At 67.9% G+C, this 19,410-nt stretch carries 15 protein-coding genes; 6 read left to right on the top strand and 9 right to left on the bottom strand.

What is annotated here, in order from left to right; translation table 11 throughout:
- Position 1: 1 nt before the first annotated feature.
- The 3 genes from FOF48_RS07075 to FOF48_RS07065 all read right to left on the bottom strand — a co-directional run bounded on the left by FOF48_RS07075 (position 2) and on the right by FOF48_RS07065 (position 4,021).
- Entirely contained in the window at positions 2-1,744 is a 1,743-nt protein-coding gene (locus tag FOF48_RS07075) for an RluA family pseudouridine synthase (RefSeq protein ID WP_143899405.1), read from the bottom strand.
- Positions 1,745-1,868: 124 nt separating this feature from the next.
- On the bottom strand, positions 1,869-2,591 hold the full coding sequence (locus FOF48_RS07070; protein ID WP_143899404.1) for a hypothetical protein: 723 nt from the start codon (positions 2,589-2,591) through the stop codon (positions 1,869-1,871).
- Between the two features lie 530 nt (positions 2,592-3,121).
- Positions 3,122-4,021 carry a LysR family transcriptional regulator gene (locus tag FOF48_RS07065; protein WP_143899403.1) on the bottom strand — a complete coding sequence of 300 codons (900 nt, stop codon included), beginning with the start codon at positions 4,019-4,021 and terminating at the stop codon, positions 3,122-3,124.
- 103 nt (positions 4,022-4,124) lie between these two features.
- On the opposite strand from FOF48_RS07065, the gene FOF48_RS07060 reads away from it, so the two are divergent.
- Positions 4,125-4,739 carry a glutathione S-transferase family protein gene (locus FOF48_RS07060; protein WP_143899402.1) on the top strand — a complete coding sequence of 205 codons (615 nt, stop codon included), beginning with the start codon at positions 4,125-4,127 and terminating at the stop codon, positions 4,737-4,739.
- Positions 4,740-4,813: 74 nt separating this feature from the next.
- Here the strand turns inward: FOF48_RS07060 and FOF48_RS07055 are convergent, their stop codons facing one another.
- Together FOF48_RS07055 and FOF48_RS07050 are read right to left on the bottom strand one after the other, a co-directional pair.
- Positions 4,814-6,421 carry a hypothetical protein gene (locus tag FOF48_RS07055; RefSeq protein WP_143899401.1) on the bottom strand — a complete coding sequence of 536 codons (1,608 nt, stop codon included), beginning with the start codon at positions 6,419-6,421 and terminating at the stop codon, positions 4,814-4,816.
- Between the two features lie 122 nt (positions 6,422-6,543).
- Positions 6,544-6,759 (bottom strand): hypothetical protein, encoded by a 216-nt coding sequence (locus FOF48_RS07050; RefSeq protein WP_143899400.1) that lies wholly within the window; start codon positions 6,757-6,759, stop codon positions 6,544-6,546.
- A gap of 268 nt (positions 6,760-7,027) precedes the next feature.
- Between FOF48_RS07050 and FOF48_RS07045 the strand changes: the two genes are divergently transcribed.
- Complete coding sequence (locus FOF48_RS07045) at positions 7,028-9,256, top strand: zinc ribbon domain-containing protein (protein ID WP_143899399.1); 2,229 nt, start codon at positions 7,028-7,030, stop codon at positions 9,254-9,256.
- Between the two features lie 64 nt (positions 9,257-9,320).
- On the opposite strand, the gene FOF48_RS07040 is transcribed toward FOF48_RS07045, so the two are convergent.
- A complete protein-coding gene (locus tag FOF48_RS07040) occupies positions 9,321-10,379 on the bottom strand; it encodes an AraC family transcriptional regulator (protein ID WP_186001815.1) in 1,059 nt (352 codons plus the stop codon).
- A gap of 133 nt (positions 10,380-10,512) precedes the next feature.
- Between FOF48_RS07040 and FOF48_RS07035 the strand changes: the two genes are divergently transcribed.
- Both FOF48_RS07035 and FOF48_RS36375 read left to right on the top strand, forming a co-directional pair.
- Positions 10,513-11,115 (top strand): hypothetical protein, encoded by a 603-nt coding sequence (locus FOF48_RS07035; protein WP_143899397.1) that lies wholly within the window; start codon positions 10,513-10,515, stop codon positions 11,113-11,115.
- A gap of 328 nt (positions 11,116-11,443) precedes the next feature.
- Positions 11,444-11,590: a hypothetical protein gene (locus tag FOF48_RS36375; RefSeq protein ID WP_186001814.1), complete on the top strand. Its 147-nt coding sequence runs from the start codon at positions 11,444-11,446 to the stop codon at positions 11,588-11,590.
- A 325-nt stretch (positions 11,591-11,915) separates the two neighbouring features.
- Here the strand turns inward: FOF48_RS36375 and FOF48_RS07025 are convergent, their stop codons facing one another.
- Positions 11,916-13,154, bottom strand: a complete 1,239-nt coding sequence (locus tag FOF48_RS07025; protein WP_143899395.1) for an MFS transporter — start codon at positions 13,152-13,154, stop codon at positions 11,916-11,918.
- A gap of 271 nt (positions 13,155-13,425) precedes the next feature.
- Between FOF48_RS07025 and FOF48_RS07020 the strand changes: the two genes are divergently transcribed.
- Positions 13,426-14,742: a glycoside hydrolase family 2 TIM barrel-domain containing protein gene (locus FOF48_RS07020; RefSeq protein WP_143899394.1), complete on the top strand. Its 1,317-nt coding sequence runs from the start codon at positions 13,426-13,428 to the stop codon at positions 14,740-14,742.
- 28 nt (positions 14,743-14,770) lie between these two features.
- On the opposite strand, the gene FOF48_RS07015 is transcribed toward FOF48_RS07020, so the two are convergent.
- The gene (locus FOF48_RS07015; protein ID WP_143899393.1) at positions 14,771-15,877 is read right to left on the bottom strand and encodes a hypothetical protein; all 1,107 of its coding nucleotides are present in this window, start codon (positions 15,875-15,877) and stop codon (positions 14,771-14,773) included.
- A 121-nt stretch (positions 15,878-15,998) separates the two neighbouring features.
- On the opposite strand from FOF48_RS07015, the gene FOF48_RS07010 reads away from it, so the two are divergent.
- The gene (locus FOF48_RS07010; protein WP_143899392.1) at positions 15,999-17,147 is read left to right on the top strand and encodes a hypothetical protein; all 1,149 of its coding nucleotides are present in this window, start codon (positions 15,999-16,001) and stop codon (positions 17,145-17,147) included.
- Here the strand turns inward: FOF48_RS07010 and FOF48_RS07005 are convergent.
- Positions 17,122-19,260, bottom strand: coding sequence for an FUSC family protein (locus FOF48_RS07005; RefSeq protein WP_143899391.1), 2,139 nt, complete (start codon positions 19,258-19,260; stop codon positions 17,122-17,124). The two genes, FOF48_RS07010 and FOF48_RS07005, sit on opposite strands and share 26 nt — an antisense overlap.
- Positions 19,261-19,410 lie beyond the last annotated feature (150 nt).

Here is a 19,410-nt window from a genome sequence, read left to right as displayed (position 1 = left end):
CTCAGAACGGGGCGGCGCGAGTGAAGGACACGCGCTGCCCCGTCGCTGGATGCACGAAGGACAGGGCTTCCGCGTGCAGGTGCAGGCGGGAGCCCGCGTGTCCGTACAGCGGATCTCCGACGATGGGCGCGCCCAGTCCTCGTGGATGCGCCGCGTGGACGCGCAGCTGGTGCGTGCGCCCGGTGCGCGGGTGGAAGGCGACGCGGGTGCGGCCGGCCTCGCGGTGAAGGACCTCCCAGTCGGTGACCGCGGGCTTGCCGTGGACGGGGTCGACGATCTGCCGGGGCCGGTCATCCAGGTCGACGCGCAGGGGCAGCGTGATGGTGCCCGCGTCCGACCGCACCGGCCCGTCGATGAGCGCGACGTAGCGCTTGTCCACGTCGCGGTGGAGGAACTGGCGTTGCAGCGCCGCGTGCGTGCGGGCATCCAGCGCCGCGACGAGCAACCCGGAGGTGTCCAGATCCAGCCGGTGCACGAGCAGGGGCCCCGTGGCATGGGGGTGGCGTGCGCGCAGTCGGGTGAGCACCGAGTCCACGAGCGCCGCGTCCCGGCCGGGCACGGACAAGAGGCCGCAAGGCTTGTCGATGACCACGAGCCACGCGTCCTCGAAGACAATGGACAGGTCCGGCGTGGGGGCGGGCGGTGGGACGAAGACGCGGGGCGCGGAGACCTCCAGGCCCTCCAGCATGAACGGGAGGAGGGGGCCGCACTTGTCACGGCACGCGGGATAGAAAGCGCCCTGGACGCGGCCACCGGACGCGGGAGGTGTGCCCCACCAGAACTCGGCGAGCGCGACGGGTTGGAGACCGTGAGCGAAGGCATGGGCGAGCAGCTTCGCGCCCGCGCAGTCCCCCGCGCCGGAGGGGGGCTCGGCTCCGGAATAGAGCGAGCGCAGGGGGCGCGTCTCTCCGCGCGAGTTGGTGATGACGTAGGTGTCGTGAAACTGTTTCATGAACCCGCGCGAGACAATGCGCCGCAGCCGGTCCAGGGCGCGCACGCGGCGCTCTGCCTTCGCGCGGGCGGGTGAGAGCAAGCGCCGGGCTTCCTCCTGGGCGGCATCCCAGCGGCGCTTCTCCGCCTTGTCCCCCCGGCTCTCCTGATCAATCGCATGCAGTGCCTCCGCACGTTCGGCCTGCGTGAGGCCCGTCGCGGGAAGCGTCTGGGCGGACGGCTCATGGCCGGGGGCACCCAGGGCCTCCGCGCGAGCTGGCATGGCGAGGAGCGCCGCGCGGCGCTCGTGCCGCTGGCGGCGGCGGGCCTCATGGCGCAGCCGCATGGCTTCGCGCTCCGTGGCCTCGCGGGCCTGCCGTGCGTCGTCGTCCGAGCGCAGGCGGAGCAATTCCTCGGAGGTTCCCCACGCTTCGGCGCGGGCCAGCAAGGCCTTCACCGTGGCGTCGGCCACCGGCTCCACCCGGGAGCGGGCCTCGCGGTCGAAGACGGGTGGGACGAAGCCCGGCACGTCCCAGCTTCCCGCGAGCATCGCGGAGAAGGCACGCAGCACGCCCAGCGCCCCATCTGGCCGCCGCACCACGAGCACACCGAACATCTTCCCGCCGTCCGGTCCCTGCAGGATGTGGCTGGAGAGTCCCGGGGCGATGACTCCCTCGCGCAGCGACGCCTGCAATGACTCGGCGGCCCGTCGCGCGAGGTCATGTGGCCCCAGGGCGTCGAAGGGACTTGGGAACGTCCCGGGCACTTCATCCGTCCGGGGCGCCGGTTCGAGGAGCGTGACGAGCGAGTCCACGGCCTTGGGGTAGCACGAAACCGCCGAGAAGGGCGGAGTGGGGCCGGGACCAACTCCAGGCAGGCGTCCAGGGAGTCCAAATCGGCCCGAGGCTCGCTGGCCATCCCCGGCACGAAACGACCGGTCATGCGAAGAGCGGCTTGCCTTCCTCCATGGCTTCGCGGATGTGACGCGCGCTGACGCCTTCTTCCCCCTGGACGAGCGAGGGATGGAGGATGCCCTTGACCGAGATCGCTTCCTTCGGTGAGAAACCGAAATAGCTCGGCTTCTTCAGTTCCGTACCCTCGTCCCTGGCCCGCTTTTCCGCCTCCTCCGCGTACTGCGAGAACGCGTGGTAGCTGCTCTTCTCGACGCGGAGCAGCCGCGCCTGGGGCTTCTGGCCAATCTCGAAGAGGCCATCTCCCGAAGCATCGAGCCAGCTCCCGGCGATCAGCGCCTCCTTGACGGCGAAGTGCGCGGGCTTGCTGAGATTGGTGACGAGCAGTCCCTCCACATGCATTGATTTGCCAACGTAAAGCATCGCGTCTGCGTCGACGAAGGCCTGCTGACAGAAGATCGATCCTGTCACGAAGAGCGCACCGTAAAAGTCGCCCTGGATGAAGAAGAGCGGACCGTTGACGGTGAGGTTACCGTCAATGACATGCAGCGTGACGTCCCCGTCGTCGGCCGCACCAAAACTCACGGGGCCGTCGATGACCACGTCGCCATCGTGGACGAGGTAGTGCGGGGGATCTTCGGGGAAGACCTCGCCGAGGCCGTCCTCGCTGATGCTGTTGATCTCGTACTTCGCGCTCGCGTCCTCGAAGGGGAGCTCACTCCACTCCAGTTCCTTGTTCTCCGTAAACATCGTTTCCTCTTTCAAGATGCGGTCGCGCCGGTGTCAAAACCCGCTCTCGAACGTACCTGTCGGTGCCCGGGCCTGTCGAGGTCGCGACGGCGAATGGGTCTCGAAACAAGTGTCCTGTGCCTGGTTCGTAGCCAGTATTCGGTCGCTGTCTCATGCGTGCGTCGCGGTCGTCTTCGACAGCGCGTCAAGGCGAGTGCGCGCGGCGCGCGGTGGTGGGCTTCGTCAGCTCGGCCTGTCTGCCGCGGCGACGTCGTCCTTGGCGAAGGGAGACGCTGGTGCATGTTCGCCGCGGGGTTGCTGGTGCCGCGGGTCGCTGGCAGGCGGTATATTCCGTCGAACCCATGGATGACGAGACGCAGCGGGCGATCCTGAGTCGTTATACCGAGCGCGATGGCGTCGTGGTCTGCACCCTCTCCGGCCTTGGAGAGGAGGTCGTCGTCGAGACGACCTTGGATCCGAAGACGTGGAGCGCTCTGGGCGATGGCTACGCCAAGGACGCTACTGAAGCCCGGCCGAGGAGCGCGGTCCCCTCACGCGCGCTTCCGCCGAGGCCTGCCGCGGGGCGGCGTCTCCGTCTGGGCCAGCGTTGCCATGGCATCCACGAAGCGCCGGACCTTGGCCGGGAGGTTCAGCCGGCTCGGGTAGACGACGTGGATGGCTCGCAGCGCCGCGGGCCTGGGGCCGAAGAGGACCTTGAGCCGGCCGTCGCGGATCGCGTCCTGGCTGAGGATGTCCGGGACGCGCGCGATGCCGACTCCGGCGATGGCCGCCTCGCACGCCAGCTCATGGTCATTCACGATCAGGACCGGATCGATTCGAGACTTCACTCCCTCCGCCTCCCAGGTCTCGAACGGGCTGAAGCCAATACAGCGCGCGGAGCGGAGCTCCCTGGCGCTCGGCGCGCCGTACTTCGCCAGGAAGCGGGGGCTCGCCACGAAGCGGACCGGCCCCTCGCCGAGCTTCTTCGCCACGAGCGACGAGTCGTTGAGCGGGCCGATGTGAACCGCGACGTCCAGCCCCTCTTCGATGAGGTGGATCCTGCGGTCCGCCAGCACCAGCTCCACTCGCACCTGCTCAAAGCGGGCGAGGTACTCCGAAATCACGGGGCTCAGGAATCGCCGCCCGTAGAGCATGGGGGAAGACACCCGCAGCAGGCCGACGGGCTCCTCATGCCGCTGTTGCACCTCGCTGTTCGCCTCGTCGATCTGCGCGGCGATGGCGGAGCAGCGCTCGTAGTACGTCGCTCCGGCCCCCGTGACCCGCAGGCGCCGCGTCGTCCGCTCCAGCAGCCGCACGCCAAGCCGCTCCTCCAGCTTGCTGATGCGCTCGCTGATGGTCTGCTTGGTGATGCCCAGCTGTCGCGCCGCCCGGGTGAAGCTCTCCTCACGGACGACCGCGGCGAAGAGCAGCATGTCGGCGGGTGGGATCATGACCGTCAAGCCTAGCCTGACAATGAGTTCGCCTGGGGCCAGATTGTCCGGGCGCCTGGGGCGCCGCATGTTGCCGCCTCTCGCGACCCGCAGGAGCGCACACATGAAGCTCTACGCTGCCCCCCGAACCCGAGCGGTCCGTGCCCGATGGCTGCTGGAGGAACTCGGAGTGCCCTACGAGCTGATCAAGCTCGATCTCACCCAACAGGAGAACCGCGCCCCCGCATACCTGGCGGTGCATCCCCTGGGCGAAGTCCCTGCCTTGGTGGACGGGGACGTCACGCTGCTCGAGTCCCTGGCCATTTGTCTCCATCTGGCTGACCGGTTCCCGGAGAAGCGCCTGGCGCCGCCGGTGGGGGCCTCGGAGCGCGGCCTCTATTACCAATGGATGGTCTTCGCCGAGGTGAGCCTCGATCCGGTGGTGATGGAGTTCTTCAGACGCGCGCCGTTGACCGAGCAGAAGAACTCCGGCGCGCGCCCGGATGAAGAACTCTCGAAACACAGGGCCCGCCTCGCGGCCGTGCTCGACGTCATCAACGCGGGCCTCGGCGACCGTGAATTCCTCGTGGGAGGCGCCTTCACGGCCGCCGATGTGGTGATGGCGTCCATCCTCCACCTGGCGCATACGCTGGGGCTGCTCGATGGGCAGCCGAGGCTGATGGAGTACGTCAGGCGCCACACGCAACGTCCGGCGGTGCGGAGGGCGGTCTCGGGATGAGGGCGCCGTAGAAGCGCGGGGGGCGCCACGCCCGCGTCCTGGGGGCTCCTCCCGGGGCGCGGGCATGCGGCGGACTACTTCGCTTCGGCCAGGCCCGCCGGACAGGAGAAGCTGGCGGGCATGGACCACAGCTGGAAGGAGTTCGTGTCGTCGGCGGCGCGGAAGTAGATGCGGTTGCCGATGCGGGTGAAACCATCGGGGTTGGAGGAGCCCGCTCCGGGGCGGATCTCCGCGAGCTGTCCGGTGGTCGCCGCGCTCCCCTGGGTGAACCAGGGCTCGATGCCCGAGCCGCTCTTCGAGGCGACGAAGAGGACGGGGCCCGTGCCCGTGGGGAACAGCGGGGAGGCGTACTCGTCGCTCGTGCTCAGCGTGTGGGAGAGCTGGAGGGTCCCCGCCCCCGTTCCATTCGACGCCCACAGCGACACCTCCCGAGGCGCCGGGCCCGAGGTGCCAATGGCCACGGAGAAGTAGAGCTTCCCGCCCGAGGTCGCGGTCCGCTGCACGCTGGGGTACGCGCCCTCCTGGTCCGCATAGGGATTGGGGAGGGTCGTGACGGAGGCCTTGCCTCCTCCAGCCAGGGAGACACTCTCGATGCGCAGCCGCTTCGTGTTGGAGTCCACCGAATACAGATAGACAGACGTGTTCAGCGCACCGAGCAGCTGGACGAATTTGCCGAACGTCTCCAGGCGGACGGTGCCTCCCGGCGTGCCATCCGTCTTCCAGACCTCGGTGTTGGGGCCGTCGCTCAACAGGAACAGGCCCAGGTTCCCGGCGAAGCCCGTCTGCGGGATGAGGACCGCGTCCGCATCCAGCTTCTTCACCCAGGAGGTGCCGGCCGGGGTTCCATCCGTGCGCCACAGGTGGGTGCCCTGGCCGGGCGTGTTGACGAAGAAGAGCCGGGCATTGCCCACCTCGAATGACGTGTAGGGGGGCGTCGCGAGGGGACCGAAGTTCCCCAGATGCAGGGTGCCTGCCGCGGTCCCGTCCGTGCGCCACAGCGAGGTGCCAGTGCCGGGAGTCTCCAGGAAGAAGAGCAGGGTGCTGCCCAGCATCGATGGGGAGACGAGCTTCCCAAGGGTGCCGAAGTTCACCACCTGCACCGTGCCAGCCGCGGTCCCGTCGGAACGCCACACCTCCACCTGCGGATTGCCGGGCGCGAAGCCCCACTCCCGGATGAAGGTCAGCCGCCCGTTCTGCGCGGCGGTGAACGCGAACCGGGTCCCTTGGGGGCCGGGCGTCACGTCCTTGACGAGGTGTGTCCCGGCGCCGGTGCCGTCGCTGATCCACAGCTCCTGTCCGGTGCCCGGATCATCGAACTGGAAGAAGACCTTTTTCCCCACGGGAACCAGACTGGTCATCCGGGGGACGCCCACGGAGGCGGGTGGAAACGACTTCACCTGGACGGTGCCAGCCTCCGTGCCATTGCTGCGCCACAAGACCGCGCTGCCGTCGAAGAGGTTGGTGGCGAAGTAGAGCGCCCCCTGCACGTCGACCAGCGATTCCGGGTAGGGGCCGTTGACAGAGGCGCCAGACCCCGGAGGAACCACGACCTTGACGCGCGAGGCCACCCCGGCGGGGCAGGCCTGCGCGGTGACCTCGCGGGTTTCAACGCCTTCGTCTGGGAGAGCCCCACACCCGGCCAATCCCAGCCACACCAGGGCACATCCACTCCGTACTCGCATGTCCGCTCCTCTCCGGCCCGAAGCTTGGGACGGTGGGGCGCGCGTTCGAGTTCGCCAATGGGGCCCGGAGGGCAGGGGTCCACTCCGGGACAGAGGCCCCCCAGGCCCCGGTGGGGCCGCGCTCAGCAGCGCTGCTGACAGCGGAGATAGGCTTTGTCGCAGTTCAGCAGGCAGAGGTCGTCCCCATGACACCCACCCACGCAGTAGCCATGGTTGTAGGAACAGGTCTCCCCGCACGTCATCGGGGCGGCGAGGTCGCCGGAGGACGTCGTGGCTCCCGCCACGGCACCCATGCCCACGCCCAATACGAGAGAGATTCCCACGAACCCTTTCTTCATTTGTCGCTCCTCCTGACGCGCCCATTCGCGCGGCGGAAGGGTGCGAGATGGGCAAAGACAGGCGAAGCGAGTAGGGTGTGACCCTGTTGAGTGGCTGACACAGGCTTTGGCGCATTCCCACCGGGGAGGAGACGACGCACGTGGTTTGTCTCCCGATACTCGGGCACGTGAGGCGAAGATGACCCGGTTCCGTTGTCCCAAGTGCAATAAGACGGTCGACAAGGAGTTCTACATTGGCCGGCAGCGGTGCCCTACGTGCAATGGGGTGATGGACAGGCTTGGCGAAGTCGATGCGCCGATAGTGGAGAAGCCGCTCCAACTGCAGCCCTTGCTCCCAAGGCAGAAGCAGCCCGAGCCGCCGCTCCAACTCCTGCACCAGGGCGGCGCGCAGCCGAACCTGCTCCAGCGGTCGCAGAAGCCGAAGCTCTGCCCCAACTGTCATGGCCCCATTCCGCTCGGGGGCGGGGGGTGTCCTGACTGTGGCCACAAGCTCCGTCAGCCGAAGCCCGGAGACGTCCAGCCGGGAGAAAACACGCTCGCACTCGATCTGGTCCTGACGTTGCTCGATCGCTGGATCAATACCTTCAACTTCTGGAAGGACTTCGAGCTGCAGCCGTTCGAGCTGACGAAGAAGGACCTCGAGTCGAACACCTTCTCCGCGGCCAAGGTGGTCGACTCTCTGCTGCGACTGCTCGCGCGGCCCATTCCCTTCAGCAACCAGCGGAATGAGATGGCGCTGTTCCATGTCGCGCTTCGCAAGGTCGTCATCCTCGCGAAGACGCAGAAGGGCAGGCTCGTCAAGCCCAATGACTTCGACCTGCTGTTCCGGCGGGTCTTCCTGAATCGTCTGAACATGCTGAAGTACCTGCTCCACCTCCATGAGCGAGGGGAGCAGCCCTCGCCGATGTCGTCGCCGATCGTGCCCTCGAGCAGTCTGATGGACGAGTGGCGGATCCAGCAGCGGCAGGTGTGGACGATGACGATGAAAGAGGCGATCTACCAGGAGTACCTCAAGAAACATCAGTCGCAATACGTCGCAGCCATGAAGCTGCTGAAGCAGCAGAAGGTCCTGGCGGGGACGTGCGGCCTTCTCCCGGCGTCGATCATCGAGTTGAGCGAGTGCAATCTCTGCTTCGTCATCGATGAGCTGAATACAAAGCTCAAGCCCAAGGGGTCGTGTGTCAGCAAGACCGATTTCTATCAGCTATTGTACAGCGGGAAGATCTATCAGGAGTCGGGCTATTCGAAGTGGCAGATCGATCCCCTCGAAGTCAAGAAGACCTATACCCGGCTGTCGCAGGAGGAGGACAGGCGGCAGATCTCCCTGACGTGCGCGGAGTGGATGCTCTACGAGCACCTCATCAAGCTGCCCATGTACTTCAAGCATGGCACGGAGACAGAGGCGATCAAGGACAGCCACGCGTTGATGTCGCCAACGGTCGGGCACCAGAATCCGAAGTACACCAGCAAGACAATGGACGCCAAGTTCGGCCACATCGAGTACGTCTTCGGTCGGTTGGAGTTCACGTACAACGCCATGACCGGTGGATCCCGGTACGGCGACACGGTCCTGTGCATGGACCTTGACGAGATCGGGCCGGAGCTGTGCATCTCCCTCCATGATCAGGGGATCCCCTTCGACAACGAGAACACCCACAAGAGCGTCGTATTCAAAAACCAGGTCCGGCGGATCTTGTTCAAGGACAAGCATTGCAGCGAGTGGTTGCAGGATTACGGAGAGGGGCTGAAGATCTACAACTGCTTCCTCTTCGAGGTCTTCTACGGGCAATGGGGCTGTCGCGCCGCGCTCGCGCTCTCACTCATCCGGGAGCTGCGCCGATATCAAGGTCAGCAAAATCTACTCGACCTGATCATCGAAAAGCTGTCCGTCCGACCTGCCACGATTGACAGTCCAGAGGGGAAATCCGTGGCCACCCTTCTGCATAAGATCGTCAAGGCGTTCTTCCGTACGGAGATCCGGGTGCCCTGCGTCCTGAGCCTTGAAGAGCCGACAGTCGTGACGATCTTCGACCAGACGGTCGACCAGGATCCCCAGGTGCGCGACGCCACCAGTCAATGGGCGAGGCCCAGGGCGCTCCCGTACGTGGATTATGGTCGCGAGATGTCGGTCAAAAGGCGCATCTACTGCCTGCTGCGGATCGCGCAGATCAACCTCGAGGATGCGGGCTTCGACTTCGAAAAACAGATCAAGCAGAAGTTCCACGTCCTGCAGGGACTCTGCACGTCCGCGGCGCAGGGCAACCGCGTCACGCTGAATCAGGTGCAGGAGTACTTCCGGCCGTACAAAGGGAAGTTGGACAAGCTGGAGGCCAAGAAGAAGGTGAAGAAGACGAAGAGGCAGGCCTTTGTTTTGAACTGCGACAGCCTGTGTGGGGTAATTCATCAAATATTGCTCAGCATCGCCGAGCTTGTCCGCACAGGTCACAGCGATCTGCTCACGCCGCTGCAACTGCGGTCGATGGCTCCCTTCAGCTAAAACCTCTAGGCCTTTTCCTGTGCTTCCTGCCGTTCGGGCCTCACTCCCCTCCGGGTGCCGTCGGTCATCGACGCTGCACAGGGCTTCCGGGCCGGGCGCGGAGCGCGTCGCTCTGTCCCCGTGCCTCGCTCGGAGTCATCCCCGTCCACCGCCTGAACGCGCGATGGAAGGCGCTCGGCTCGGAGTAGCCAAGCAGATATGCGACCTCCGCGATGGCGATCCTTGGATCGGCGAGATGGCGGGAGGCGAGCTCGCGGCGGAGGTCATCCAGCAACCCGTCGAAGCTCGCTCCCTCTTGAGCAAGTCGGCGCTGCAAGCTCCGCTCGCTCATGCGCAGTCGCGCCGAGATGTCCGCGAGGGTCGTCTCTCCTTCTGGCAGGGCCGCGGCCAGCAATCGCCGCACCCGTGAGAGGATGCTCTCGGGCTCCACGGGCTCCACGGGCCGGGAGGCCAGGAGGAGCTCGGCGAAGCGCTCCATCACCTGGGACAGCGATGGGTCCGCCGCCAGAACGGGGTGCTCGAGTACTGCGTGGTCGAGCTCCAGCGCATTCACCCGTGCCGAGAAGCTGGGCCGCACGCCAAACAAGCGCTCATGCTCCAAGGTCGACGTAGGCTCGAGATGGATGAATTCGACCTTGCGTGCGCGAACGGAGACTCCGGCGAGCTGCCGGCCCACCGCGATGATTGATGCAAGGGTGAACTCGCTCGCGTGACGACATGGCGCCATCCCGGCGACCTGGAACGCGTGCTCGACGCGCATCACGTCGCCCTTGTTGGAGAGCGTGAAGGCGGCGGCGTCGTGAACGATGCGGTTGTAGCGAGCGAGGCGTTCGAGCGACGTGCGGACCGTGGGCGCGCTTCGAATGGCGTAATCCAGGACGTCGAAGGTCCCAGGGCGCAGGCGCTCCGCGGCATGGAGTCCGAACTGGGCATCCCCACTCAGGCGCTCCGCTTCCGACCAGAGCGCGTTCTCGACCTCGAGGGGGATCCGCGCATCCGGGTCCTCAGCCGACCTGGGGTCGAAGCCCGTCGCGGCCTGGAGCGCCTGAGGTGCCACGCCTGCCGCGCTCGCAGCGTGAACAATCAACGCCCCGATGCGGGCGGATACGCGGATGGCAACCACCGAGCGATTATCGCCCCCCGGACGCAGGGGTGCAACAGACCCCAGTCTCGCGAAGGCCTGACTGGCGCCCACGGTCAATCGTTCTGTCGTCCGCGGTCACCAGGCCTTGGCCGAGGATGCGGCAGTCTCCGCGATGAACGGAGACCTCATGCGTCCAGCTTGGACCCTGCCTGCGACACCTTTGCTCTGCCTCGTTCTCGCCGTGAGCACCCCAGTCCTCGCCGCATCCCGCGAAGAGGTGGCGCTCGCTCCCTCGGCGTCACCCGTCCGCGTGGACGTGGAGGTCGACCCCATTGCGTACGCGCTCGGGGGCTACTCCGTCCATGCCGGCATCACCTGGAGGCGCCTGCGGCTCGACCTGGGAGCATTCGCCCTGGACATCCCGCACTGGCTCGACGGCAACGAGGGCTTCAAGACCTCCTTCGACGGCTATGGCGTCAAGCTCCAATACTTCCTCTTGGGAGAGCAGCACGGCGGATTCATGGGGGTGGACATGGGCGTCAACCGTCTCCTCGTCCGGCGGGATGGCACGGAGTTGGCCGCTCGCCCCAATCAGCTCTCCGTGGGGTTGAATGCCGGCTGGCGATTCGATGTGGTCGCAGGATTCTATGTCACGCCATGGGTGGGTCTGAGCTGCGACCTCGCAGCGCGTGACGTCACCCTGGGGGATAGGATCTACACACGCAACACATGGACCGTCTTCCCGACCGTTCACCTCGGATACCGGTTCCGCTGAAGGCTCGAGTGCGTGCCTCCACTCCGCGCGGCTCTGCCTCCTCGTCCAGGCTTTTAAATCCCATGCCCCGTGGGGCGCAGCACCCAGTCGACGCTCAACCCCTCGTCGCCAACTACGAGAAGGAGCACGACTGCCTGCGCCGCCGTGACGAGGCCAAGACGCGCGTCGCCATCCAGGTGGATCCGAAGCAGATTGAGCCGCGCGCCAACGCCATGGCCACGGTCTCCATCTGCGTGACCATCTGGTTCGTAAAGCGAAGGTCGTATCCGTCGCTCGGGATGGTCATCTCGAGGTCCGGGTTGCAGCTCAGGCTTCCTCCCCGGGAAACGTGGACTCGAAGACCGGCGCGAAGGTGCTCGAGCAGTTGGCGGAACTGCACGGTGCAGGCTCAACGCTGGTCATGATGACGACCGACGTGGCGAGCGCGAACAAGGCCACGCGCACGCTGAACCTCGTCGACGGCCGCATCGTATAGGACGGGCAGCCTCGCCAAGGCTCGGGAGCGTCATGGAACGCCTGCTCCATGACCTACGCTCCGTGTGGCGCGCGCTGCGAAAACGTCCCGACTTCGTGAGGTGGTTGTGCTCATGGCTTGAGGTTCGATTGCGGGAGCGGAGCCGGCAGAACCGACAATCGCGCGGTGGCGTGCTCGCAAGTGGCACATGGCCACAGAGAGAGTCGGAACCGTTTCAACCGAATGAAGCATCACCTCGACGAGCGCGCATCGAGGCTTCGGCCGACCGTGTAATCCGGGCTCGTGACCTACCGCCAGACCTCACGCCGCGCTCCTGCCTCCAGGCTTACGTGGACGGGCGTTCGAGTGTCTCGGGCATGGCCCGAGCGAAGAGCGCGAAGGCGACCGCCGCGACCGTCGCCAGGAACAGGAAGCCCGCGGAGTAGCCCAGATGGTGAACGAGCGTGCCGGCGATGACCTGGCTGAGCGAGGCGCCAATGCCCACCGCCATGGTGATGGCGCCGAGTGTGACGTTGAACCGGCCCGTGCCGCGTGTCAGGTCCGCGATGACGAGCACGGACACCACCCCGAAGATGCCCGCGCCCACGCCATCCAGCACCTGGATGGCCACCAACAGGGAGGGGTCGTGCGTGAGGGTGTAGAGCACACCACGGAGAGGCAGCACGCCGAACGCGAGCAGCATCAGCGGCTTGCGTCCCCATGTCCCCGCGCGGTGCCCGGCCCACGAGGCCAGCAAGGAGATGACGAACTGGGTCGTCACCACGCAAGCGGACATGAACAGCATGGAGTCGCGGCCACGGCCCTTCGCCAGCAGCTCGCCCAGCAGGGGTAGCATCGCGGCGTTGGCGAAGTGGAACATCACCGCGCACGTCAGGAAGGTTCGCAGCCTGGGGTCCTGGAGCAACTGCCGGAGGCTGGCGGTGTGCTCGGGACCGCCGTCCGGCTTCGCGCCCCGGGCTCGCTCGAAGTCGATCTCCTCGGGACGGATGAAGCGCAGGCTGAGGAGGGTAGGCACGGTGAGGGCCATCACGAAGTAGAAGACCGACGAGTTCGAGACGAAGTGGCCCAGCAGCCCCGCCACCATCGCGGTGGTCACATTGCCGGCGGAGTTGAAGGTCTGATTCCTGCCCTGTCGGCGGTCGAAGAGGGCAGGCCCCACCAACCCCAGGGAAATGGCGCAGGTGGTAGGGATGAAGATGCTGGAGACACCTCCCACAAGGGCCTGGGCGAGGATCTCCGGCCAGAACGTCGGGAAGCTCACGATGAGCCAGGCGCCCACGCCCAGGGTCGCGACGCCCGCGGCGATGAGGGAGCGCTTGGAGTGGACGCGGTCGGCGAGTTCGCCCGCCGGCAGTTGCGTCACGATACCTGCGATGCCTCCCACCGTGAGCGCGAGCCCGACGTGTTGCTCGTTCCATCGGTGGGCCGCCAGGTAGATGGCGAAGAAGGGACCGATGCCGGTCTGCACGTCGGCGAGGAAGAAATTGAGGCAGTCCAGTGCACGCAGCGACGTGCGGGAGGGGGCTGGAGGACTTCCCGCGGACTGGATGGGGGCGGAGGGCATGGGCGTGTTCCGTGAGCGTACCCCGCGAAGATGAAAGAGACCGCGTGCCGGAGCTCATGGATGGCCAACGGAGCGGATGCGGCCATGAGGCCCCTCTCCCTGTGCCGGGGAGGTTTGTGTCTCGTCTGACGCACCGAACTGGCGATGCCTTCTGTGTGACATCGACGCGCACGGATGTGGATCTGCTCCTGAGCAGAGAGTAAGCGGACAGTTTGTCTATCCTTGATGCCGCTCGAGCCCCACCTCCTCCTCGTCCAGGCTTTCACATCCCATGGCCACTGCCCCTCCTGCCGCATTTGGTGTCCTGCTGGTGACCGCGCTGCTGCTCCCCATGGGGGGCGTGGAGGCCCGCACCTCCATCGTGAAGGCAGGGGAGGGGTGGAAGCTGGAGGTGGACGGCCAGCCCTACGTGGCGAAAGGCGTGACCTTCAGCGGCACGGGCGGTCCCTCGAACTTCGACGCGGATTGTGAACGCCTGCGCGCCCAGGGCGTGAACACGCTGCGCACCTGGGGCACCGGTGAGGAGACAGTCGCGCTGCTGGACGCCGCGCACAAGCACGGCCTGCGGGTCCTGGTGGGCCTGTGGCTGCGGCCGGGCCGCGCCGGCATGGAGAACGATGACGCCTTCGACTATGCGCGCGACGCGAAGGGCCGAGAGGCGCAGCTCCAGGCCACGCTCGCCCAGGTGCGCCGCTTCAAGGACCACCCGGCGGTGCTGGCCTGGGGCCTGGGCAACGAGGTCATCCTCAACTCTCCGGATGAGCCATCCAAGGTCGCCTACGCGCGCTTCCTGGAGAAGGTGGTCCGGGCGGTGAAGAAGACGGACCCCGGACACCCGGTGCTGTCCGTGGATGCGTGGACGCTGGGCGTGCCGTTCTGGGAGAAGTATGTCCCCTCGCTGGATGCGTATGGGCTGAATGTCTATGGCCGGGGCATCCACGCGCTGCCGGAGGCGGTGAGGCAGGCCGGCGGGCGCAAGCCGTGGTTCATCACCGAGTTCGGCGCCCAGGGCGAATGGGAGGTCCCGAAGGACGCTCGCGGCGTGCCCCAGGAGCCGGGAGACGCGGAGAAGTACGACGTCATCGTGGACGGCTGGCGCAACGCGCTGGCGCCCCAGGTCCAGGCGGGCCGGTGTCTGGGATTGTTTGTCTTCAACTACAGCTCGGCGTTCGACCACACCGGGCTGTGGTTGGGCATGCTGTCGGGCACCGCCATGCGGCCGGCGTGGCACGCGGTGCGCGAGGCCTATACGGGCACGAAGCCCGCGCCCGCGCTGCCGGTGCCGGTGCGGCTGGAGGTCCAGGGCCTGGAGAAGGAGGGCGTGGCCACCTGGGCGAACGTGGCCTTCGATGTCACGGCCGCCACGCCGCTGGAGGTGTCATTCGCCTACAACGCCCGGGGGGCGCCCACCCGCGAGGAGCGCGACCGCGTGACGGCGCTGGAGGCGCGCAAGGGCGCCACGCCGGGCACGTGGCGCGTGCGGCTGCCGGCCGTGACGGGCGCCATCAAGCTGTATGGGCTGGCGAAGGACGGCGCGGGAAACCTGGTCGCGGCCACGACGTCCGTGGCGGCACCGGCCTCGCCCTGAAAGGGGCGCTCCTGGCGCGAGGGCCTCCCTACTTGGTCCAGCTGTCCCCGTGGCCCTTGGTGAGGCCCAGGGCCTTCACCCAGTAGTTGGCGTGGAGCGAGGCCGGAGACAGGACGGGACCCCCGCCCTCGATCTGTCCGTCCTTCACGGCGTCCACCGCCCAGTTCTCGTCCTGCGGCCGGTAGTGCGCGTGGCGCCGCTTGTGCTCCGCCATGCCCGAATAGATGCTCTGGATGCCCAGCGCGCCCGCGAGGGTGCGTTTCTGCTGGGGGATTCCATCCACGAACGAGTTGCGCATCTGGGAGCGCAGGCTCCCGGATTGGACGGGGCCCCCGCAGAAACCAAACGCCTCCGCCCGGGAGATGTAGTGGCGCGCGATGGTCCACATCATGGGGTGCCGTGCCGGCGCGTACATCGCCCACATGTCGGTGCCGTTGAACTCCGACATCTCGTCCGTGTCGTCCTCCTGCATCCCCATCTGGAGCGCCAGGTCATCCTTCATGAAGCCCGGAGGCTTCGCGTTGAAGGTGAGCGTGTCCTCCAGCTTGAGGAACGTGGGGACCTTGGGGGGCTTCGCGAGCATCTTCTCCAACTGCTTGGGCTCCTCGATGACGCAGTTCGCGTCGAAGAAGTAGCCGCCGTTCACGCCCAGCGTCAGGAAGGTCAGGATGTCCTTGGCGGGCGCGTGGCCTCGGTTGCCCAGGTAGAACTTCAGGAGCTGGTCCAGCTTGTCCAACTGGAGCGCCCCCAGCTCCTTGCGCACGACCGGAGCGCCCAGGACCTCGTCCAGGCCGTGCACCTTCACGCGCTTGCCCAGGGCCTTCTCGAACTCGGGGGCCATCTGCGGCAGGACCCAGAAGTACACCGTGGCCGACGCGGAGAAGCGGGCCGCGATGTCCTTCGGACTTCGGGTGTTCGAGTCGTTCGGCTTGCCCGTCCCGTACCAGACGAAGTGGAGCGGCGTCTTGCGCGGGGCCGGGGCGCGGACGGGAAAGGACTCTGGCCCCTCGACGTCGACCTTCAGGACGCTGAACGGGTTCCAGGTGGAGTCCTGGTCCAGACTGGGCCCTCCGAAGCGTGGCCGGCCTCGGTCGACGACGGAGAAGGAGGGCGAGGGCTTGGGAGGCTTCGGCATCCCCGTAGCATTCTTTGTTCCACCTTGGGTGGCAACGCCGTGAGAGGTCGGGTCCGCGCCGACGTGTGTTTCATGCGGACAGGTCGTGCCGGATGGGCCCGCGCGCATAGAGTGCGCAGCCATGCACTTGCGTCTCGTCTTCCTTCTCCTGGGGTGTGTCGCGACCGGCTGTGCCCACCGCGAGCTTCGCCCGGCCTTGCCTCCTCCGACCGCGAGCCACGGGCACCTGTCGCTGGCCATGGAGTACTTCCTGGAGGATCCGAACTCCGTCGAGGAGCGGATCGCCCGGACCCCGAACTTCGCCGCCGCCGTCTCCACACGGCCTCCGCTGGACGCTCCCACGCTGGAGCTGGAGCCGGGACAGGCTCCCGGGGTCTTCGAGGAGGCCACCCAGGTCCTGAAGGGACAGCCCACCGAACCCCAGGTTCGTCAGGCCTTGAGCGAGCTCCAGGCCGCGTGTGACGCGGACCATGAGGCCGCTTGCCGGTTCCTGAAGGAGCAGAGCCTCCAGCCCTCGCGGCTCGAAGGGGACGTGAGCCATCCCCTGGGGCCCAGCCTGTCCGCCAATCGCGATTTCGCGGTGGTCATCGTCCAATGCCGTCTGGACGCGGACGGGCGGATGCGGGACTGCCAGGCCATCGAGGATGGACCCCTGCCATTCGCACCCAACCTCATCGCGCAACTGAACGCGTGCCGTTACCGGCCCTGGACCCTCGCGGGGCATCCGATGAGCACCCCGTTTGGCATCACCTTCAACCTCCACCGCGGAGGCTCCAGCAAGAGCGAGCTCTCGCTGGAGCAGAAGGTGGGCTGGGCCCAGCAGCGCGCCGCCCGCTTCCCCGAGAGCAGCGCCGCGTGGAGCAACCTCGCCATGCAGCTCGCCGTGCAACGGCCGGACGATCCGGCCTACCCGCAGGCCCTGGAGCGCGCCTACGCCATGGCCCCCCAGAACCGGTGGACGGCCACCGAGATGGCGTGGCGGCGCGTCCAGGCCGGGCAGTACGCGGCGGCCTTGATGGCGCTTCGGCCGGTGATCCGCCGCTCCGCGCGACATGAGCCGCTCAACCCCTACGTGCTGGAGACCGCCGCCGCCGCGTACTTCGGGCTGAGGCAGTGCACCGAAGCGCTGGCGGAGCAACAGCAGGCCGTGGCCCTGCTGCCGAAGGCATGGCCCGAGCCGGAGCACGCGCGCTTCCAGCTCAAGCTCCAGGAATATCAGACCGCGTGCGCCGCGCTCCCGGCCGTCAGCGCAACGCCGGATCCTCGCTGATCCGCGCCACCGCGCCGTGCAGGATGCCCAACTGCCGGGGCACGCGCTCCAGCAGCGCGCTCAGCACCGGATCCCCGCTGGTGCGCGGCAGGGCCAGTGACGGCAGGGGCGGAGGCTCCCGCCGTTCCTGCAGCGCGCGGGCGAGCAGCTCCAGGCTGTCGCTGGCCCGCTGCGCCAGCTGCTGCGGCAGCACGGAGGCCGTCCGGTCCTCGAACCGCCCCGTGCCCAGCGCGGTGACGGCCAGCGCGAACCTGCGCGTGTAGGTGAGCAGGGCCATGCCAGGCTCCAGGTGCTGGGGCGGGCCGCGGTACTCCGTCATCAGCCGCTGGAAGGACGACTCCGCCTCCAGGAGCGCCTGATCCAGTCTCCGGCGCTCCTCGTTCACCGCGGGCTCCGTGCCGCTGCGGTGCGTGGCCAGCTGTTGCAGGTACTTCCCGTCCGCGCGCAGGGCGGAGGCCGCCGCGTCCGGGAAGCGGCGGCGCTCCGGGCTGGGCCACAGCGTCCACGTGCCCAGCAGCGCGAGCGTCCCCGCGATGAGCACGCCCAGCGAGCGCTGCGACGCGACCGTCCAGTCCCCGGAGCTGAGCGTGGCCATCAGCAGGTAGTCCGGCGTGAGCAGCACCTGGAACGCACCGAAGTTCAGGGGGAGGAGCGCCACGGAGATGGCGGTCAGCACGCTGATGACCGCGACCATCAAGGGCGGCGTGTGCACCGTGGTCGCGATGAGCGCCGCCAGGCTCGCGCCCACCAGCGTCCCCATCGTGCGCTGGAGCACGCGCTCCTCCGTGCTCCCCGCGTGGGGCTGGAGGATGGAGATGACCGTGAGGCTCACCCAGTGCGCGTCGCCCACCTGCAGCGCGCGCGTCAGCCCCAGCGCCGCCGTGGCCACCATCCCCGTGCGCAGCGCGTGCCGGAGCACCAGCGAGTCCGGGTGGAGGTTGTCGCGCAGGGGCCGCCACGCGGAGAAGCCAGGCGCCTTCGGGAGGCCCTTCACCGTTCCCTTGCCGCGCTGGGACACGGGGTCTCCGAAGAGCAGGCCGGAGGCCGTTTCGTGCGCCACGCCCGCGTACTCGCGCAGCCGCGCCAGCAGCGCGGCGACGTGCATGGACAGCGGCCCTTCCGCGCTCTGACGCACGGGCGGCGCGGCCATCCTCGCCGGTTGCCGATGCTTGGGCCTCAGCACCAGCCGGGGTGGGGCGCTCATGCCTTCGTTGCGCTCCTGCCGCAGCGCTCGCGCCACCCACAGGTCCATGGCCGCGAAGGCCTCGCACAGCCGCGCCACGCGCTCCCGCGTCGCGTTCATGTGCGGGTCGCGCCCCACCACCTGCATCGCCTCCGCCAGCGAGCTGAGCAGGGCCACCATCGGCTCCGCCAGCTCCACCAGGACCAGGAGGTGTTCGCCGCGCCGGGATTCGTCCGGCCGCCCGCGCCGCGTGGCCGCGAGCACGCCGCGCGCCCGTTCAATCTCCGGGCGGATCCTCGCGTGGCGTTGGAGCCCATCCGCCCACTGCGAGGCCGTGGCCCCGTCCAGGGTCCCCGTGTGCAGCTCCTCCGCCGCGCTGGCGAGCCCCGCGTAGACGCGCGCCACGGCCCGGCGCGCGGGGCGGTAGGGCCTGAGCGGCCAGAGGACCAGCGACAGCGCCATCGCCCAGAGGCCGCCCATCAGCAGGGCCCCGCCGCGCAGCAGCGTTTCGCGCAGGGAGGAGGTGGGCGCCCCCAGCGACACGACGAAGATGACCGCGAGCTGGCCTCCCACGGAGCCCGCGGTCTCGCCGTAGCTGCGGGCGAAGTTGGCCGCCGTGACGCCCAGCAGCAGCAGGCTCGCGTCCACCCAGTACGTCCGTCCCGCGGGAGCGGCGAGCATGCCGACCAGCGACCCCAGCACCGTCACCACGCCCATGACGCGCGCCCGCGCGTGATACGAGCCGCCCTTGTCCGCGAGCGTGACGAGCAGGCCGGTGAGGCCCGCCCAGCTGGCTTCGGGCACGGTGGAGAGGAAGGCCAGGCACAGGGGTAGCGCGGTGGAGATGGAGGCCCGCAGGCCCGCCCACAGCGCCGGTCTTCCCGGCTCCACACGAAAGAGCGACTGGAGGTGTCTCAGCAGCCGGTGCATGGAGGTCGGGGAGGTGGCAAGCCGTCACCCCAGAGGGTGGCCATGGACGTCCTGCTCCACAGACAGGGGCCGCCCCTTCCCCTCCTGTCCGGACGGCCCCGCGGCCCCGGGCCCGCGGGGTCCTCCCTCCCGCACGTCCAGGACAGGGGA

Source organism: Corallococcus sp. Z5C101001, from assembly GCF_007352635.1.
Lineage (GTDB): Bacteria > Myxococcota > Myxococcia > Myxococcales > Myxococcaceae > Corallococcus > Corallococcus silvisoli.
Note: the sequence above shows the minus strand (reverse complement) of the source record. Positions and strands in the feature narration are given on the sequence as shown.

Coding starts and splice junctions, on each gene's coding strand:
- FOF48_RS07070 (WP_143899404.1), bottom strand. CDS start 2,591: ATGTTTACGGAGAACAAGGAACTGGAGTGGAGTGAGCTCCCCTTCGAG.
- FOF48_RS07065 (WP_143899403.1), bottom strand. CDS start 4,021: ATGATCCCACCCGCCGACATGCTGCTCTTCGCCGCGGTCGTCCGTGAG.
- FOF48_RS07060 (WP_143899402.1), top strand. CDS start 4,125: ATGAAGCTCTACGCTGCCCCCCGAACCCGAGCGGTCCGTGCCCGATGG.
- FOF48_RS07055 (WP_143899401.1), bottom strand. CDS start 6,421: ATGCGAGTACGGAGTGGATGTGCCCTGGTGTGGCTGGGATTGGCCGGG.
- FOF48_RS07050 (WP_143899400.1), bottom strand. CDS start 6,759: ATGAAGAAAGGGTTCGTGGGAATCTCTCTCGTATTGGGCGTGGGCATG.
- FOF48_RS07045 (WP_143899399.1), top strand. CDS start 7,028: ATGGACAGGCTTGGCGAAGTCGATGCGCCGATAGTGGAGAAGCCGCTC.
- FOF48_RS07035 (WP_143899397.1), top strand. CDS start 10,513: ATGAACGGAGACCTCATGCGTCCAGCTTGGACCCTGCCTGCGACACCT.
- FOF48_RS07025 (WP_143899395.1), bottom strand. CDS start 13,154: ATGCCCTCCGCCCCCATCCAGTCCGCGGGAAGTCCTCCAGCCCCCTCC.
- FOF48_RS07020 (WP_143899394.1), top strand. CDS start 13,426: ATGGCCACTGCCCCTCCTGCCGCATTTGGTGTCCTGCTGGTGACCGCG.
- FOF48_RS07015 (WP_143899393.1), bottom strand. CDS start 15,877: ATGCCGAAGCCTCCCAAGCCCTCGCCCTCCTTCTCCGTCGTCGACCGA.
- FOF48_RS07010 (WP_143899392.1), top strand. CDS start 15,999: ATGCACTTGCGTCTCGTCTTCCTTCTCCTGGGGTGTGTCGCGACCGGC.
- FOF48_RS07005 (WP_143899391.1), bottom strand. CDS start 19,260: ATGCACCGGCTGCTGAGACACCTCCAGTCGCTCTTTCGTGTGGAGCCG.